General features: G+C 40.8%; 19 protein-coding genes. 5 read left to right on the top strand and 14 right to left on the bottom strand.

The window, feature by feature from the left end; translation table 11 throughout:
- Window positions 1-257: 257 nt before the first annotated feature.
- Both AAEZ22_RS17075 and AAEZ22_RS17070 read left to right on the top strand, forming a co-directional pair.
- On the top strand, window positions 258-617 hold the full coding sequence (locus AAEZ22_RS17075) for a hypothetical protein (RefSeq protein ID WP_011326962.1): 360 nt from the start codon (window positions 258-260) through the stop codon (window positions 615-617).
- A complete protein-coding gene (locus AAEZ22_RS17070; RefSeq protein WP_011326961.1) occupies window positions 617-823 on the top strand; it encodes a hypothetical protein in 207 nt (68 codons plus the stop codon). The genes AAEZ22_RS17075 and AAEZ22_RS17070 overlap by 1 nt, the downstream gene beginning before the upstream one ends.
- Before the next feature lie 48 nt (window positions 824-871).
- Here AAEZ22_RS17070 and AAEZ22_RS17065 read toward each other — a convergent pair whose 3' ends face one another.
- The 13 genes from AAEZ22_RS17065 to gspC all read right to left on the bottom strand — a co-directional run bounded on the left by AAEZ22_RS17065 (window position 872) and on the right by gspC (window position 12905).
- Entirely contained in the window at window positions 872-1459 is a 588-nt protein-coding gene (locus AAEZ22_RS17065) for a UPF0149 family protein (protein WP_058372382.1), read from the bottom strand.
- Window positions 1460-1480: 21 nt separating this feature from the next.
- Window positions 1481-2239 carry a type II secretion system protein N gene (locus tag AAEZ22_RS17060; RefSeq protein WP_309216699.1) on the bottom strand — a complete coding sequence of 253 codons (759 nt, stop codon included), beginning with the start codon at window positions 2237-2239 and terminating at the stop codon, window positions 1481-1483.
- Window positions 2240-2242: 3 nt separating this feature from the next.
- A complete protein-coding gene (locus AAEZ22_RS17055; RefSeq protein ID WP_011326958.1) occupies window positions 2243-2716 on the bottom strand; it encodes a type II secretion system protein M in 474 nt (157 codons plus the stop codon).
- The gene (gspL, locus tag AAEZ22_RS17050; protein WP_011326957.1) at window positions 2713-3921 is read right to left on the bottom strand and encodes a type II secretion system protein GspL; all 1209 of its coding nucleotides are present in this window, start codon (window positions 3919-3921) and stop codon (window positions 2713-2715) included. Before gspL ends, AAEZ22_RS17055 begins: the two co-directional genes overlap by 4 nt.
- Window positions 3918-4904, bottom strand: a complete 987-nt coding sequence (gene gspK / locus AAEZ22_RS17045) for a type II secretion system minor pseudopilin GspK (RefSeq protein WP_011326956.1) — start codon at window positions 4902-4904, stop codon at window positions 3918-3920. The genes gspL and gspK overlap by 4 nt, the downstream gene beginning before the upstream one ends.
- A complete protein-coding gene (gspJ, locus tag AAEZ22_RS17040) occupies window positions 4904-5578 on the bottom strand; it encodes a type II secretion system minor pseudopilin GspJ (RefSeq protein WP_011326955.1) in 675 nt (224 codons plus the stop codon). Before gspJ ends, gspK begins: the two co-directional genes overlap by 1 nt.
- A complete protein-coding gene (gspI, locus tag AAEZ22_RS17035) occupies window positions 5579-5956 on the bottom strand; it encodes a type II secretion system minor pseudopilin GspI (RefSeq protein ID WP_350544989.1) in 378 nt (125 codons plus the stop codon).
- A complete protein-coding gene (gene gspH / locus AAEZ22_RS17030; RefSeq protein ID WP_011326953.1) occupies window positions 5956-6540 on the bottom strand; it encodes a type II secretion system minor pseudopilin GspH in 585 nt (194 codons plus the stop codon). Before gspH ends, gspI begins: the two co-directional genes overlap by 1 nt.
- 49 nt (window positions 6541-6589) lie before the next feature.
- Window positions 6590-7012, bottom strand: coding sequence for a type II secretion system major pseudopilin GspG (gene gspG / locus AAEZ22_RS17025; RefSeq protein WP_041454317.1), 423 nt, complete (start codon window positions 7010-7012; stop codon window positions 6590-6592).
- Window positions 7013-7077: 65 nt separating this feature from the next.
- The gene (gene gspF, locus AAEZ22_RS17020) at window positions 7078-8313 is read right to left on the bottom strand and encodes a type II secretion system inner membrane protein GspF (protein ID WP_086996699.1); all 1236 of its coding nucleotides are present in this window, start codon (window positions 8311-8313) and stop codon (window positions 7078-7080) included.
- 2 nt (window positions 8314-8315) lie between these two features.
- Complete coding sequence (gspE, locus tag AAEZ22_RS17015; protein ID WP_011326950.1) at window positions 8316-9881, bottom strand: type II secretion system ATPase GspE; 1566 nt, start codon at window positions 9879-9881, stop codon at window positions 8316-8318.
- Window positions 9874-11940, bottom strand: a complete 2067-nt coding sequence (gspD, locus tag AAEZ22_RS17010) for a type II secretion system secretin GspD (protein WP_011326949.1) — start codon at window positions 11938-11940, stop codon at window positions 9874-9876. Before gspD ends, gspE begins: the two co-directional genes overlap by 8 nt.
- 23 nt (window positions 11941-11963) lie before the next feature.
- Window positions 11964-12905 (bottom strand): type II secretion system protein GspC, encoded by a 942-nt coding sequence (gene gspC, locus AAEZ22_RS17005; RefSeq protein WP_339684154.1) that lies wholly within the window; start codon window positions 12903-12905, stop codon window positions 11964-11966.
- A 209-nt stretch (window positions 12906-13114) separates the two neighbouring features.
- Here gspC and hslR point away from each other — a divergent pair, with 209 nt between their 5' ends.
- From hslR to AAEZ22_RS16990, 3 genes are all read left to right on the top strand, one after another.
- Complete coding sequence (gene hslR, locus AAEZ22_RS17000) at window positions 13115-13537, top strand: ribosome-associated heat shock protein Hsp15 (RefSeq protein WP_011326947.1); 423 nt, start codon at window positions 13115-13117, stop codon at window positions 13535-13537.
- Window positions 13538-13549: 12 nt separating this feature from the next.
- Entirely contained in the window at window positions 13550-14395 is an 846-nt protein-coding gene (hslO, locus tag AAEZ22_RS16995) for an Hsp33 family molecular chaperone HslO (RefSeq protein ID WP_011326946.1), read from the top strand.
- A 261-nt stretch (window positions 14396-14656) separates the two neighbouring features.
- Window positions 14657-16195 carry a phosphoenolpyruvate carboxykinase gene (locus tag AAEZ22_RS16990; RefSeq protein ID WP_089367606.1) on the top strand — a complete coding sequence of 513 codons (1539 nt, stop codon included), beginning with the start codon at window positions 14657-14659 and terminating at the stop codon, window positions 16193-16195.
- Window positions 16196-16575: 380 nt separating this feature from the next.
- On the opposite strand, the gene AAEZ22_RS16985 is transcribed toward AAEZ22_RS16990, so the two are convergent.
- Window positions 16576-16646 (bottom strand): EF-Tu C-terminal domain-related protein (locus AAEZ22_RS16985; protein ID WP_455710262.1); only part of this gene is annotated, 71 nt, incomplete at its 5' end.

Below are 16646 nucleotides of genomic sequence, written 5' to 3'. Positions count from 1 at the left end.
CGTGATCAACAGAAGCATATTCCATGTATTAATGAGATAGGTAAATACATTAATTAATGGAACGGAGTAACTATAAGACTTGAATACTTTCAGATATTTCAGAAATATCTAACTGCTGTTAGCTATTATAACAATATTGGCTAAAATTACTGGCATAGATCGCTAATAATTTATTCACTTTAGTTACTTGCTTTTAAAATGCATTTTATTACACTGCAGCATCATTTTATGTTATTTGGATCAAAGTTTACCCAACTATGAAAAAATTTATTATTTTGGTAATAGTAGTCCTCGCCTTTTTCACAGTCGATCACCCTTTGGTGAAAGAGCCTCGTGAGCGGTTATTTAACGATGGTATTGACTTTTTAAGTGATGCAAGCAAAGTGAATCGCAGCCCTACTGCCAGTATGACTAAAAACAAAATTAGTGCGCAGTTAACGCTTTCTGAATCTGAGCGTGAGTACACCGAAAAAACATTTACTACCGATGACTCAATAAGATTATTTCACTTACGCTACTGCCGTGAGCGCGACTTAAACCTATATTTTTATGATGAGCGCTTAAACACTGTATGTAAAATAGTATCCGGCTCACTAGAACACATGCGAGGTAAATAATGGACTTTTCTGGATTAAATAAAAAAGCCAGTGACTCATTTCACCAGCAACGTAATATGCTTAAAAAACTCACGCAGGGTAAAACGCTAAAGTGCGAAAAATGTAATGGGGTTTTAACACTCGACTTAGCCACCAGCGAGCCGGGTAAAGGGCTGATTAAGTGCAAGCAAGGCTGCACTGATATTATATTAGAACTAGGCGCTTAAACTTATTTCACGGCTATATTTTGAGCTCAACTCATTACTGCGCCTAAACTACTCTTCCCAGCCTTCATCTGTGTACAAGCCACTATTAAGCGCGACTATTTCCACTAGCTCTGCAAAGCCAAGCGCAAAGTCGCCCATTAGCTCATATTGCTGCTGGCAAAGTAACTGCTCATCAATACTGTTTTGTAACGCTATTTGGCTAATGGTTTGCCCATCAAGTGCAAAAAAGCTTAATGTGGCTTGAGCGCTTTCGAGGGCTTGTTTATATTCTGCCTCTAACGCGGTTGAACTTAATAACTTTTGAGTATATGACGTTGTTGCCGTTACAAAACCTGCGCTCCAATTACTGCAAAATCCGTAATTATATTGTGCTGGTAATTTATAGCCTACTTCAAATACTTGCTCACTAATTTGATGGTATAACGCCATAAATAAAAATAGCATTTCTTCATCTACATTATTAGCTGTATTAGGCAAAATTGCTGCCATCCACTCATGTACGTCTAGAGGCTCAGGAGAGCAAATTACGCCAAATAAATAACCTTGGCTTTGCGTTAGCGTCATCGCTTGAGACTGGGTGTCTAAAAATGTGCTGAGCTGCTTAGCGTGCTGCTCAGTAAATTGGGGTAATTGCATTAAAACTCTTTATATTAAACATTAAAAGTTGAGCGGGTAACGGCCTTGATTATCTGGACGACCTAAAAACTTAACCGCATCATGTACATCTTTTGGCAACGTGGCATCGGGCTTTACATAGCCTGATACTTTAAAGTCAAAATTAGCTTTTAGGGTTGCATCAGCTTCAAGCCCTAAGGTGTTATCTGGGTCGATAAGTATGGCTATGTCGCCCGATTTACAGCTTAGGTTACCACCAAGCGGGCCTATATTAAACCAACCGTTCAAACCTTGTACGTCAATATTAGGGCTCGCTATCTCGCCTTGCAGTGACTCACAATAAGGTGCGCCCGATGTATACTCTGCCAATTCCAAGATCACACGACCTTTAGCGGTTACAGGTAACGGAAGTTGTATGCGTTGCATCGCTCTTTCAACTGTTGAGCGCACTAATCCATTGGTTACTTTCACTTGCTTATTAAATAAACCAAAGCTCACATCTGCATAACCCGATATATCACTGCGCTCACGTGGGTCACCAAATTTTACATTGGCATTTAACTTACCGGTAAATAATGCCCACCAGGCAACATCCCAACGCACATTATTTAATTGCTCACCTTGGTAGCGCACTTGCATCATTTGCCCTTGCCAAATAGTGCCAACACTTTGCCCTACTTCAAGTTGCTTAGGAAAATAAGGTTTTGCTAGGTCAATGGCCACCGCTGCAGGTAACTTAATAATACAAAACACAATAAAACTAAGTAAAAATACAATGGATAAGGTTATTATTTTTTTCATTCATTACTTCTCTAATAGCAAACGGCTAACACGTACATAGCCCGACTTATCGTCACGGCTCAAATCTAAATTTTCGACCCGTAGACCATGTTGATTGACCAGTTCATCAAGCCACAGTATTAATTGATTAAACTCTACTGAGTCGAGCGTTAAACGTAGCGAGTTATTACTTGGCTGCATTTTACTAATATTTATTTTATAGCGTCCGCGGGTGGCGTTAACTATTTGGCTAATGTTTTGACTATTAACCACTTGTGTATTACCAGCGGCCTTGAGCTTTACAATACTTTCGTCAACCCACACTAGTAGCTCTTGCTGTTTTAATTGCGATTGCTCAGCACTTGCTATTGCATTATTTAAGGGTCTAAAAATGCCCATCACTAAAATAAACACAATAAAAATACCACTCGCAACGATTATTAACTGCTGCTCTTGCTCTTTTAGTGAGCGCCAATGTTTAATTAACTGCTGCTTCATACTGCACCTCGCAGTTTAATTTCGCCAACCACAAAGTCACCATCGTTACTTAACGAACCTTGATCAACCGTTAACCCTTGCTGTTCAAGTATGGCTTTAACTTTACCAAAGGTTTGAAAGTCTTTTGCGCGTGCTCTCATACGTAATTCATTACGTTTTTTGTCATAACGCAGTGTTTCAGGGGTAAAATTACTTACCTGCGAAAACACCCCCACTAATTCTGTGGTTAACTCTAAAAATCCAGCGTCGCTGGTATCTTGTATTTTTGCCAGTGCACCTTTAATTTGGTTTTTAATAAGGTGTGGGCGAACCTTAGTTCCCGGAAATGCCTTTTGGTAGCGCTCAATTACCTGTGCTTTAGCAAGTTCTAACTGGGTATTTAGCTGATGCAACTCTATAGCTTTAATCGTAATACTCGCTACTAAGGCAACGCTGGTAATAATGGCAGCACTTTTCCAGTACCCCCACCATAAGGTGCTTTTCTTTTTAAGCTGATACATACCTTGGCGAAGATTAAACTTAGTATGCTCTAGTTGCTTAGCAAATAAGGCCAGCGGTAGGTCGTAATCACTGGTTTGAGCCTGTAAGTTTACCGTTTCAGGAAACTGAGTCGCCGGACTAAAATGCTTTACATCTGGATTACCCATTGCTGTTAAGTAACCATTTAACCAGCTCGTCTCTACTGCACTTATACGCCATGGGCCTTGTTTAAATAACCACTGATTATTAAGTGCTATTGCCGTTACTGTGTCCTCATCTGCTGGGGGTAATAACAAAGCATCGGGTAATATTTTATATACCGATAAATTATGCTCTGCAAATAGCGCTAGCCACGCCTCAAACCATTCGCGGTCGGTCATAGCAACACGAACAGCATGCTGCTCGCCAATCATCACTGGCTCACCTACAGCAATAAATAGCTCATCTATATCGCACGCTATATCTTCTTCGAGCATATAAGGCAAAGCTTGCTCTAACTTACGATTCCATTTAGTCGGTAGCATTACCGTTTTTAATTGCACTTGGTCACAAGGCAATAATACAACGACTTCGCGCCCTAGCGATTTTTCGCTCAGTTCGTTTAAATAACTGGCATTAACTAGCTCACCACTGGCTATTATTTGTTGTTCTTGTGGTGAGTATATTAACCAATTAAGTAACTCTTGTTCGGTTTGACCCGTGCGGATCAACAGTATTTCTGTCACTGTACGCCTCCAAATTTTCGCGCCAGTATCGTTACGTCGCCGTCTTTGGCGTGCAGTAATGTGGTCATCGAAAAACGCAGATCAACAAAGTTTGCCTGCGTTTGTAATTTAAAATATTCGCTATTAATACTAAACAATTTTTCTACCGCTTTGACGTTTTGCCCGCCTTGCTGCTGAACTTGTTCAAAAAAGGCAGCTTTACTTTCAAAGCCTGCATCTGGGCGAGCAGCAATCACAGCTTCAGCACCCGATACACTTAGCTCATCTATAAGGGTACTTAAAATGAGTGCTTGCTCTGCTGCTAAGGTATTCACATTAATAGACAATAAAGTGCTACCAGGTATTACACAAACATAAGGCAGCACTTTTTCCATTACTAATGGGTTAAAACCTTTAACCAAACGCAGCTCTGAGGTTGATGCAAATAAGCTATTGGCGGTCATGTACGGAAATTGACGCGACAAGTATTCCCCTTCTTCTGCTCCTGAACGGTATGTAATGCTGTTTTCGTCTAGCCAATCAAACACACTGTCAGCCATGGTTTCCTCTGACTCTTGTGCCGGTAAATCTTCAATATTTTCAAGTAATGCGAACAAGGCCTTGTGCGCTGGATTGGTTTTGCTAGCACTATTTAAATCTGGTTCTACGGCTATAGCATTTAAGTTTAAACATGCTTGTAAATCCGTTATTTTTCCGCTTAGTGTGCCGTTATCAACTGGGTAAGGTATATCGCCTTGCTGCGCCCATATTTGATCTAATGTGGTTTTGTCAGGATCGTCTCTTTTGCTTTTAATCAGCGCTTTTATGGCAAGCTCTTCTGCACCATAGGCATACCACTTAGCTTGTTGATGACCCTGTAAGTTAGTACTTTTTTGCACTTGCACCATTAAGTTAGCACTCATTTCTACGGCTAAAATGGCCGCTAATGCAACAATAAACAGCACAATAACAAGTGCGGCTCCACGAGAAGAACGCAGCCCCATTACTGCCCACCTTCTTGCGGGTTACCTTCATCGGCCAGTGCATCATCAGTTGATGGGCTCGATGGTAGAATTTCTTTACCTTGTCCTGGCACTAAAAATACTCGCCTAATTGGCTCTGCCTCTATTTGTTGCAGCGTAACAGCGACCGCTTTGGGGAGCGCTTTAATTTGCCACTTAGCTTGCCATTCGTTTTTATCGTCTAAAAATTCAAACTTTAGCTCTTCAATGTTTTTTAAAACAACCTGTACACGCGGCTCCATATTGTCAAGCTGATCAACATATACCCGGTACACTCGCTCCAAGTTGTCGTTTATTACGCGATAACCCACAGCTTGTAATTCTGAGCGTGGTAATAAATTAATTGGATTTATCCAGCCGTCGCGCACAAAGCCAATGCCATCATATTGGCTATCTAAAACATAGCGTCCGGCTAGCAAATACTGCTCTTGCACATCGCCTGCTTCATTGCGTACAGCACGTTTGGTCATTTGACTAAAATCTTGATCCATTAACCTAAAGGTGGTTTGCAAACCATTTAGCTCGGCTATTTTATCATCCGAAGCCTCTTTGGCGCGGGTAGTGGTATCTAGTATTTGGTGCGTGGCCATAATAACAAAGCCTAAAATCCCCAAGGCTACCATCACTTCAAGTAAGGTAAATCCGCGTTGCTTCACTTATTTTTTGCCTTTATTTAAATAAGTTGCCAGCTCATATATTGAGTGTTCGTATTTTTCATCACTAAATATATTAATGGTTAATTTTACAAAGTCTTTATCTGCGGTTTTTCCTATATCTTGGCGCCAAAACCATTCAACACCCGCCATAACTTCACTACCGCGCACGCCGTTTTTCCCTTCCCATTGTTCGCCTTTGGTACGCTGCTCTACCATAATATTTTCGGCAACCCATGAGGCGTAAGTTTGCTCTTCTATGCTAGATAGATGATGAATGTGCTCACTGGTTGCTTGCATTGCTGCAATACCTGCCATAGCACAAATACTCAATGCCACTAGCACTTCAAGTAAAGTAAAACCTTTATTATACTGGCGCATTATTCGGGCTCTCGGCGTAAATTCACTGGCGCAGTAAACTCGCCTTCAATAAAGTAAACCGGCTCGCTTTGCTCTTTTAATTCGAGTGTTAATTGAAATGCACTTACTTCGCCCGAAGATAGTATTAGCACTTGCGGAATTTTAAACTTTTTAAGTTCCAATAAGCTGTCTTCGTCTCCGCTCATTAGCTCACGCCAATTTGCTTGCTCGAGTAAGTTATCTTGCGCCCAAGCTAAGTCGTCTAGGTTAAGCGCTAGTTTAAAGCGTGGATCAAATTCAACCGGCTCAAATAATGCTTCTCTGACAAAGCTTACCCACTTTTCACCATCAAAAACTAAAAACTCAAATACGTTGTTGTCTATATGAAAACCCAATTCAACTTGGTTTAAAATAGCAAATTCTGATGCCATATTAATGGTGGTATGCAGCCTAAGCGCTTGAGTATCTAACTCATCCTCAGCGCCGCCTTCTAAGCTATATACCACCATTTTTGTGGCAAAAGCGATGATCACTAATACCACTAAAATTTCGATTAAACTAAAGCCGCGGCTTTTTGCACGCAATCTCTCAGAGCTTACTTGCATAGTAAGCCCTGGATATTAGTATATAAATACACTGCGCGATTGATGGCCATTACTGTTTTTCTTCGTCCCAGTTACCAATGTCGTCATCGGTGCCGGCTTGGCCATCTGGACCTAAAGAAAAAATATCAAATTTACCAATTTCTCCTGGGCTAATTAACTGATAAGTATTGCCCCACGGATCCTCTGGTAATTTACTAATAAAGCCACCATCTGGAAAACGTTTTGGTATTGGCTCTATGCTGGTTTTATTAACCAATGCTTCTAGGCCTTGCTCGGTACTTGGGTAGCTTTTATTTTTAAGCTTATAAAGGCTCATTGCATCTTCAAGCTGCTGAATATCTAAGTGTGCTTTGTCGATAGCGGCCTCTTCTTGTTGGCCCATAATATTAGGTGCCACAATTGACATGATCATGCCAATGATAACCAGTACTACCATTACTTCTAGCAAAGAAAAACCTGATTGTTTATTCACGTAATTACCTCATTATTCTAAAAACACTAAACAATGGTTTATTAAACCATTAATTTACTTTTAAGTTAAAGCCCTACAGCTTTATTCATTGCCATAATTGGCTGTAAAATTGCCATTACTATAAATAATACAATAACCGCCATTAAAGCGATCATTGCGGGTTCTAATAGTTTTAGCGATACATTAACCATACTTTCAAATTCGCGATCTTGGTTATTAGCAGCGCGTTCTAACATTTGCTCCAGCTCGCCAGATTTTTCACCGCTGGCTATCATATGTAGCATCATTGGCGGAAACAATTTAGTTTGCTGTAAGGCCGCTCTTAAACTTGCCCCTTCGCTTACTCTATCGGCTGCATCGGCAACTGCTTTTTTAATTTTTTCGTTGATCAGCACTCCACCCGCAATACGCATACCTTCAAGTAGCGGTACCGAGCTTGATGATAAAATACTTAAAGTTCGGGCAAAGCGGGCGGTATTAATACCTCTAGCTACTTTACCAATACCGGGCATATGCAATATTTTATCATCCCACCAAAAACGAATTTTAGGCTGTTTTAAAGCATGCTTAATCCCTATCGCTAGGCCCGTTATTACAATTAAACTAATAAACCAATAATTTTGTACAAAATGACTTCCCGCCATTACCCACTCAGTGGTCCAAGGGAGTACTTGCTTGGTTTTCTCAAACGTTTTAAGTATTTTAGGTACTACAGTACCTAATAAAACCGACACAATTGCAATAGCAAACACCACTAAAATAATGGGGTACACCATAGCTTGCGTTATTTGACTGCGCATATATTGGCGCTGTTCGGTGTAATCGGCAAGCCGGTTTAGTACTTGGTCTAAATGCCCTGACTTTTCGCCTGCGGCAACCATAGCGCGGTATAAATCGTCAAACACATGCGGAAACTCACTCATACCGTCGGCAAGGGTATACCCTTCCACTACTTTTGAGCGAACCGACATCAGCATGCGTTTTAAACGTGGTTTTTCACATTGCTCAGCCACAGCCATTACCGCACCCTCAACTGGCAGAGCCGATTGAATGAGTGTTGCTAACTGGCGAGTTATAAGCGCCAAATCTGAGGTTGATATAGTAGGTTTAAACAAACCGCCAAGTAATGACGTTTTTTGGCCTTTAACCTGTTTATCACTTTGCGCCGCGGGTACAACTTCGAGCGGCGTTAATTTTTGATCGCGTAATATTTGGCGAATTTGTTTTGCTGTATCCGCTTCTAAAATGCCTTTTTTTTCTTTGCCTCGGCCATCTAAGGCACGGTATTCAAATGCTGCCATTATTAGCCTTCCTCACGGGTAACACGCAATACTTCTTCAAGTGTTGTTTTACCTGCAAGTACACGGCTACAGCCATCTTGACGAATACTTGGACTGAGCTTGCGAATGTATTTTTCAACGCTTTGCTCGCCTTTACCATTGTGGATCATTTCACGAATGGTTTCGTCCACCACTAATAACTCATGAATACCAGTACGGCCTTTATAACCATTAAAGTTACATGCTTCACACCCTACTGCACGGTGTATAGTTGGTTTACTTTCAAACGGTACGCCTAATAACTGGCACTCGCGCTCATCGGCTACATGTTCTTTTTTACAATTTTTACACAGTGTACGTACTAGTCGCTGCGATAACACACCGAGTAACGACGATGAAAGTAAAAATGGCTCCACTCCCATATCTTCCATACGAGTAATAGCGCCAGAAGCAGTATTTGTATGCAACGTAGACATTACCAAGTGACCGGTTAATGATGCTTGCACACCAATTTGAGCGGTTTCTAGGTCACGTATTTCACCTACCATCACTACATCGGGATCTTGACGTAAAATAGCCCGCAAGCCACGCGCAAAGGTCATACCTACTTTAGTATTTACTTGCGTTTGGCCAATGCCCGGTATTTCGTATTCAATGGGGTCTTCAACCGTTAAAATATTACGATCGCGAGAGTTTATTTGACTCATACCTGCGTACAAGGTGGTACTTTTACCAGAGCCTGTAGGCCCGGTTACTAAAATAATGCCATGAGGTTTACTAATTAAATTTGCAAACAATTCACGGTTTTGTGCGGTCATACCTAAATCTTCAAGATTTAAGTGCGCGTTATTTTTATCCAGTAAACGCAGCACAACACGCTCACCAAAACTTGATGGCATGGTTGATACCCGTACATCAACCGCACGCCCTGCAATACGCAAACTAATACGGCCATCTTGTGGTATACGTTTTTCGGCAATATCGAGCTTAGCCATTACCTTAATTCGCGATACCAGCAAGGATGCTAATTTACGATTAGGTTTAAGTACCTCTTTTAATACACCATCAACCCTAAAGCGAATAACCAGTTCTTGCTCAAAGGTTTCAATATGAATATCAGACGCACCCTCTTTAATTGCTTCGCTGAGCATCGCATTTATAAGCTTAATAATTGGCGCATCATCATCGCCTGCCAGTAAATCTTCGGTTTGTGGCAGTTCGTCTACTAATGAAAACAAGTCAACTTCGTTGCCAATGTCTTCCATCATTTGTTGCGTTTCAGAACTATCTCGCTGATACGAAGCCTCTAGCAGTAGCTCAAACTTGTCATCAGCAAGCTGCTCAAGCGTAAAACCATGCCCTGCAATACGGCGTACTTCTAACAGTACGTCAATATCAAGTTCGCCACGGTAATACACTATGCGCTGCTCTTTATTTTTACTCAGCAGTACACCGGCTCGCCGTGCGTATGAAAAAGGCAAACGTTTAGCGGGCAGCTCAACTAAGTCGTCACTGGTTAATAGCTCGTCCGGATGATGCGCATTAGGATGAACCACATCTTGGTTTATCTCTGCAATCGCCTTAGTCATCTTTACGCTCTTGTGCATTTTGTTTGCGTAAATGCTCTTCATACGTAGGTGGCAGTATTAGCTCATCATTCCACTCGGGTAAAATAGGCGTGTCGGTTCTTGGCATTAACTCTATACCATCTTCGCGCTGCTTAAATTGCTCGCCACGAATAAAATTATATTTATTAAAGCTCAACTTATTCATACTAATTCCGTCGCGAATAATAGTCGGGCGAATAAATACAATCAGGTTACGCTTACGTCGTGTGGTATTAGTTGATTTAAATAAGTGACCTAAAATAGGAATGTCGCCTAGTAGTGGCACCTTAGACACACTTTCTTGTACGTCTTCATCTATTAAGCCACCAAGTACCACCATACCGCCATCATCGGCCATTACTGTGGTTTTAATTGAACGCTTATTAACTGAAATATCAACAGCAGTAGCACCACTTACACTCGACACTTCTTGCTCAATAGTTAACTGCACAGCAGAGCCATCGTTAATTTGCGGGGTTACTTTAAGCTTTATACCCACTTCTTGGCGTTCAACTGTTTGAAATGGGTTGGTGTTATTACTCCCGGTTTGTGAGCCAGTAATTATGGGTACTTCTTGACCCACTAAAATAGACGCTTCTTCATTATCCATAGTAGTAATAGAGGGGGTCGCCAAAATGTTTGAGTTACTATCGGTCGAAACGGCTTGAACAATTGCGCCCCAGTCATTTTTTATCACCCCCATGGCTAAGCCGTTAATGCCACCGAGTAATGATGCTAATGGGCCGTAATCACCCTTAGTAGTTTCATCAACCTGAGTAATTGTGCCGCTTTCGGTACCAATTATATTTTTAGATACGGTAGTATCACGTGCTTGCTCAGCCGCTACAGCTAACGCACCAACCGGTACAGTTGTGCCATTATTAAACTGCAGCATACCGCCTTGCTCAGAAATCCACTGCAAACCAAAGTTAATACCGTCGCCTTCCATTACCTCAATTATAATTGCTTCAACCAATACTTGCGCACGGCGAATATCTAAACGCTCAATAACTGACTCAAGCGAGCGCATGGTATCGGGTTGTGCTGTAATAATTAATGAGTTTGAATCGGGGTGGGCTTCTATGCTGGTTTCGTTGTTACTGCGAGTACGTGTTTTGGTTGCGCTGCCGCCTTGAGTGTCATCTGTTAGCGACTTACTAACACCTTGCAATACTTTAACTAAATCTTCTGCTTTTGCGTAATTTAGATAAAATACTTTAGTGTTCCCTTGGCTTTCAAGCTCACCGTCTAAGCGCTTAATAAGCTCAATAGCACGGGTGCGTGCTTGGCCTTCGCCACTAACAATAACGCTGTTAGTACGGCCATCGGCAACCACTTTAGGTATTAAAAACTCTGGAATACTGCCTTTTCCGCTGTCTTTATAAATATTATCAACTACAGATACCACATCATCTGCGGTAGCAAATTTAAGCTTTACAATATCAACACGCTTATCGCCCGCTTGATCAACCGAGCGTATTATTTCAACTAAGCGGTTTACCGATGCAGCATGCCCGGTAAGCATCATTACGTTTGCGGCATTAAAGTTAGCAACATGGCCGCCATCTTTTTGGTCGCTAAATTGACGAACCAAAGGACCTAGCTCTTGCACGCTTACATTTTTAACCCGTACAACTCGGGTAATCATCATATCGCCGCTGGCTTCACTGCCATCTGTAATTAGCGGTACGTTTGATTTTTTAGCATCCGAGCTTTTTTCAATTTTTATTATATTATTGTCCATTTCAATGGCTGAATAGCCATAAACTTCTAATACATTTAAAAAGAATTGATAATAAAGCGCTTCGCCCATTAACTCATAACTACGCACATTTACTTTGCCACGTACGTTAGGGTCAATAATTATTGTTTTATTAAGATTTTTACCAACAATATTAATAAACTCATTAATATCAGTGCCTTTAAAGTTAGCAGCGTATTCAACAGCAGCAACAGAAAACGAAATGCTTGCTGCTAGAAAAAGTGCTGCGTACTTAGCTAACCCTTTTTTAATTTTTGTGAGGTGTAGCGCCTGAACCATTATATTAAAACTCCAATGCTAAGTTATTGCAGACTAAATTGTACGTCTATTTGCTGGTTATCACGTTCAATAGTGATAGTGGCATCTGTACTGTTACGCAGCTCATTAATGGCTGCCATGGCCTGTTTTAAATCTGTTAGTTGATAGCCATTAATTGCAACAGCTAAATCGTTATTTTGTAATCCCATCTGCTTAAATAGCTCAGGCTCTTTACCTGGACTCAAGCGATAACCAATAAGTTCCCCATCGCTCATCGCTTGTGACACGCGAATATAGTCAAATAACTTACCGGGCTCTTCGAGCAACTTTTCACGGGTTTCGATTAAAGCCTGCTTAATGTTTGGATCGGCAGTTACATCTATTTGTTGCTCACTTGGGGCAGGCCCTAATTGTGGGCCCATTTCAGCTTCATCACGTGCAGCTAAAACCGGCATAGATACTGTTTTTGTAAAGTCGAGACCATCTAACATTAATGTTTCAAATCGTCCGTTTACCGTTAAAATAACGCGGTCAGGTAATATCTGCGCTAGTTTAGCTCGCGTCCCTTGCACTGCTTCATCTACTAGGTAGGTTTCTTGCTTGCCCTGTGACTCTATAATAGCGAGCCCCGCTTTATCGTCGTTATTTACCGCTACAATACCAGTAAGATTTATACTTAAGCGCGTTTCAGGGGCATCATTAACAACTTTTGCAGCGTGATCATCGCTCTTGCTTTTAACAATTATTTTACCAAATATAAATTGCTCAATTATATGTTGAGAATAATTGTTACTTGCTGCAGTTGAATGTTGTCCGTAGTAGATTGGCGTGAGTGGTGACACAATAGGATTTGGCCACATAAGCCAAACGAGTTTAGACGATAAAAAAGCAATATAAACAACAACTAATAATGTAACAACCGCACTCAATTTGGCATGCGGTAAACGGCTTATAAAATGTTTAAATTGTTGAACTTGCTGTTCCATAAATAGTATTCTTATTTTAGTTTTTACCTAATCGCTATGCATAGTACCTTTTCATTTTTCATTCAACAAGCATGCTAATATTAAACTTTGTAAACAGATTGATTTTAATTTAGCCGCTGCATAAAAACAGCTGTTGTAGTAATCCTTCATCGCAAATAGCTTTTATGGTAAATTTTAAAATCTAGGCAAACACTTATTAAAGGTGCTTTATGGCTAAAAAAAGTAATGCTAACCCTAATTTAGAACATAAAGATGAGCTAAAAATTAGATTAGACAAATGGTTATGGGCGGCACGATTTTATAAAACACGTGCTGCGGCTCGCGAAATGGTACAAGGCGGAAAAGTACATTATAATGGCCAGCGTACCAAAGCAGGCAAAATAGTAGAAATAGGCGCAACTATAAAATTAGCCCAAGGGGTAGATGAAAAAATAGTAACTGTGCTCAAAATACTTGAAAAACGCCAAAGCGCCCCCATTGCACAGACCTTGTATCAAGAATCTGATGCCAGTATTGCTAAACGCGAAGAAAATTCTATCGCGCGCAAAAATAACAGCCTTTTTGCACCTCATCCGGATAAAAAACCGGATAAGAAGCAAAGACGCGAACTTTTAAAATTGAAATTAAGTTAGGTATAGTCGCTCATGCAACAAGATTTACTCCACCGTTATTTATTCGACAATCTCGATGTTCGTGGCGAACTCGTACAAATTGAGAATGCCTACAACGAAATGATCGCCAATCATAATTACCCTGATGCAGTTAAAGCATTATTGGGTGAACTGCTTGTTGCGACCTGTTTATTAACAGCCACCTTAAAATTTGAAGGCGAAATAGCGGTTCAACTACAAGGTGATGGGCCGGTTAAATACGCGGTAATTAATGGCGACGATAAACAAAACATGCGTGGTATAGCTCGCTTACAAAGTGAAGTAACAGGTAGCACAGTAAAAGAGTTGATAGGCCAAGGCTATATGGTTATTACTATTACGCCAACTAAAGGGGAGCGCTATCAAGGTATAGTGCCTTTAGAGCATGAAACCTTAAGTGAATGTATAGAGGCTTACTTTGAGCAATCAGAGCAATTAAAAACGCGTCTTTGGTTTGCAACCGATACAACCGAGGGAAATGCCAAAGCTTGTGGTTTATTTTTACAAGTTTTACCCGTTGATAAACAAAAATCTATTGAAGATTTTGCCCACTTAGAAGCTCTTAGCCATACCATTAAAGATGAAGAACTATTAGAGCTTGATGCTAACACCGTACTAACTCGTTTGTACCACGAAGATAACCCGCGTGTGTTTGAGCCACAAAGCATTCAATTTAAGTGTGGTTGTACCCGCGAAAAAACCATGACTGCATTAGTTAATATTGGCCAACAAGCGCTACTTGATGATGTTGCTGAGCATGGCGAAATCAAAATTAGCTGCCATTACTGTCTAAAAGATTATCTTTTTGATGAGCAAGATGTGAAAAACATTTTTAACTAATCACGCATCAAATCTAAATTATAAAAAAGTCACATGCTATGCGGCTTTTTTTATAATTTTAAAATGACACCGGTATCATAAAAGTAGCCGTTTTTATGATACCGGTGTCATTGAAATTATTCATGTTTTTTACCCAATATATGTGTTTTTAACACCTTCATAAGCTCGAATATCCTTAGCTCATCTGTTACTATAATCGCAGCTTAAAGGTTAACAAGACCCAGGCTATCCCGTTCAATCTCACACAATTTAGGTATAAACATGACTTCAAGCGCTACTCGTTTTGTCGATCTAACTGCAGCTGAACTTGTCGAACACGCGATCCGTCGTGGCGAGGGTACTTTAGCAGCCAATGGTGCTTTTGTAGCAAATACTGGTCATCGCACCGGTCGTTCTCCAAAAGATCGCTTTATTGTTCAAGAATCTAGTACTGAAAACGAAATCCAATGGGGCAACGTAAATCGCCCATTCGACGCAGATAAGTTTGATGCTTTGTGGGCACGCGTAGAAGCGTATGTACAAAGTAATGATCACTTCATCTCTCACCTTGAAGTAGGCGCTGATCCAGAGCACTATCTACCTGTTGTTGTTACTACAGAAACTGCATGGCATCATATTTTTGCTAAAAATATGTTTATTCAACCTAAATCTTACAACTCATCTGACGTACCTCAGTGGCAAGTAATGAACGTTCCTTCATTTGTATGTGAGCCTGAGCGCGATGGCACAAACAGTGACGGTACGGTACTCATTAACTTTGCACAACGCAAAGTGTTACTTGCTGGCATGCGTTATGCCGGTGAAATGAAAAAATCAATGTTCTCTGTACAGAACTTCCTACTTCCAGCGAAAGGTGTATTACCAATGCACTGCTCTGCAAACGTAGGTGAAGCAGGCGATACCGCTTTATTCTTTGGCTTATCTGGTACAGGTAAAACAACACTTTCAGCAGATCCAACTCGCTTTTTAATTGGCGATGACGAACACGGTTGGGCACCTGGTAGTGTGTTTAACATTGAAGGCGGCTGTTACGCTAAATGTATCGACCTATCACAAAAAAATGAACCTGTTATTTGGGATGCGATCCGCTTTGGTACTATCTTAGAAAACGTAGTGCTTGATGAAAATCGTGTACCTGATTTTAACGATACTAGCCTTACACAAAATAGCCGTGCTGCGTACCCTCTTGAGCACGTTGAAAAACGTAAAGTAGAAAACCGCGCAGGCGAGCCAAAAGCAGTGGTATTTTTAACGTGTGACGTAAGTGGTGTACTTCCTCCAGTATCAATATTGACTGAAGAAGCGGCAGCATTTCACTTCTTAAGTGGCTACACTGCAAAAGTAGGCTCTACTGAGATTGGTTCTACAAGCGATATTGAGTCAACATTCTCAACTTGTTTTGGCGCACCATTCTTCCCACGTCCAGCAGGTGTTTATGCTGAGCTTCTAATGAAGCGTGTACGTGAGTTTGGCGCTAAAGTATACCTAGTTAACACAGGTTGGACTGGCGGCCCTTACGGTACTGGTAAGCGTTTTGATATTCCAACTACACGTGCTGTAGTAGATGCTATTGTATCGGGTAAACTAGTTGGCGTAGAAACTCAACACATTGATGTTTTAAACCTAGACGTACCTGTAGCCGTTCCAGGTGTAGACAGCAACTTACTTAACCCAATTAATACCTGGGAAGACAAAGCTAAGTATGCTGAATATGCAGCTAAACTTGCAGCCGATTTCACTGAAAACTTCACTAAATATGACGTATCAGACGAAATTAAAAATGCAGGACCTAAAGCATAATAGCTTTAACCTCGCATAACAAACGCCAGCTTAACGCTGGCGTTTTTGATCCCAGCCATAAATATAAATGACCAAAGTTAAAATAGAGTATTAGCCAACCAATCAAGCCTAAGTGACTTAATGTAGCAAAGGTAATAACAGGACTTTAATTTAGCACTACAGCCCAGCCTTACTTCTTACAATGCCAATACAGTACACAGTATCAATCACAGCGACAAAACACCACGTAGCTACCCCATCGTAAGCCTGCCTAAATAGCCCCTTTTAAAATCACTAAGCACTCTTTTTATAGCTAGGTTCTGAAAGGTTTACTTTATATCAGGCATTAAAAAACCGAGCGTAAGCTCGGTTTTTTTAGTACTAATTAGCTAGGCTAATTATTACGCTACGATGTTTGCAACAACGCCAGCGCCTACAGTACGACCACCTTCACGGATAGCGAAACGAAGAC

Source organism: Pseudoalteromonas sp. 20-MNA-CIBAN-0454 (assembly GCF_040308685.1).
In the GTDB taxonomy this organism is placed as follows: Bacteria; Pseudomonadota; Gammaproteobacteria; order Enterobacterales; family Alteromonadaceae; genus Pseudoalteromonas; species Pseudoalteromonas nigrifaciens.
The sequence above is the reverse complement of the archived record's forward strand: the minus strand, read 5'-3'. Positions and strand labels throughout refer to the sequence as shown.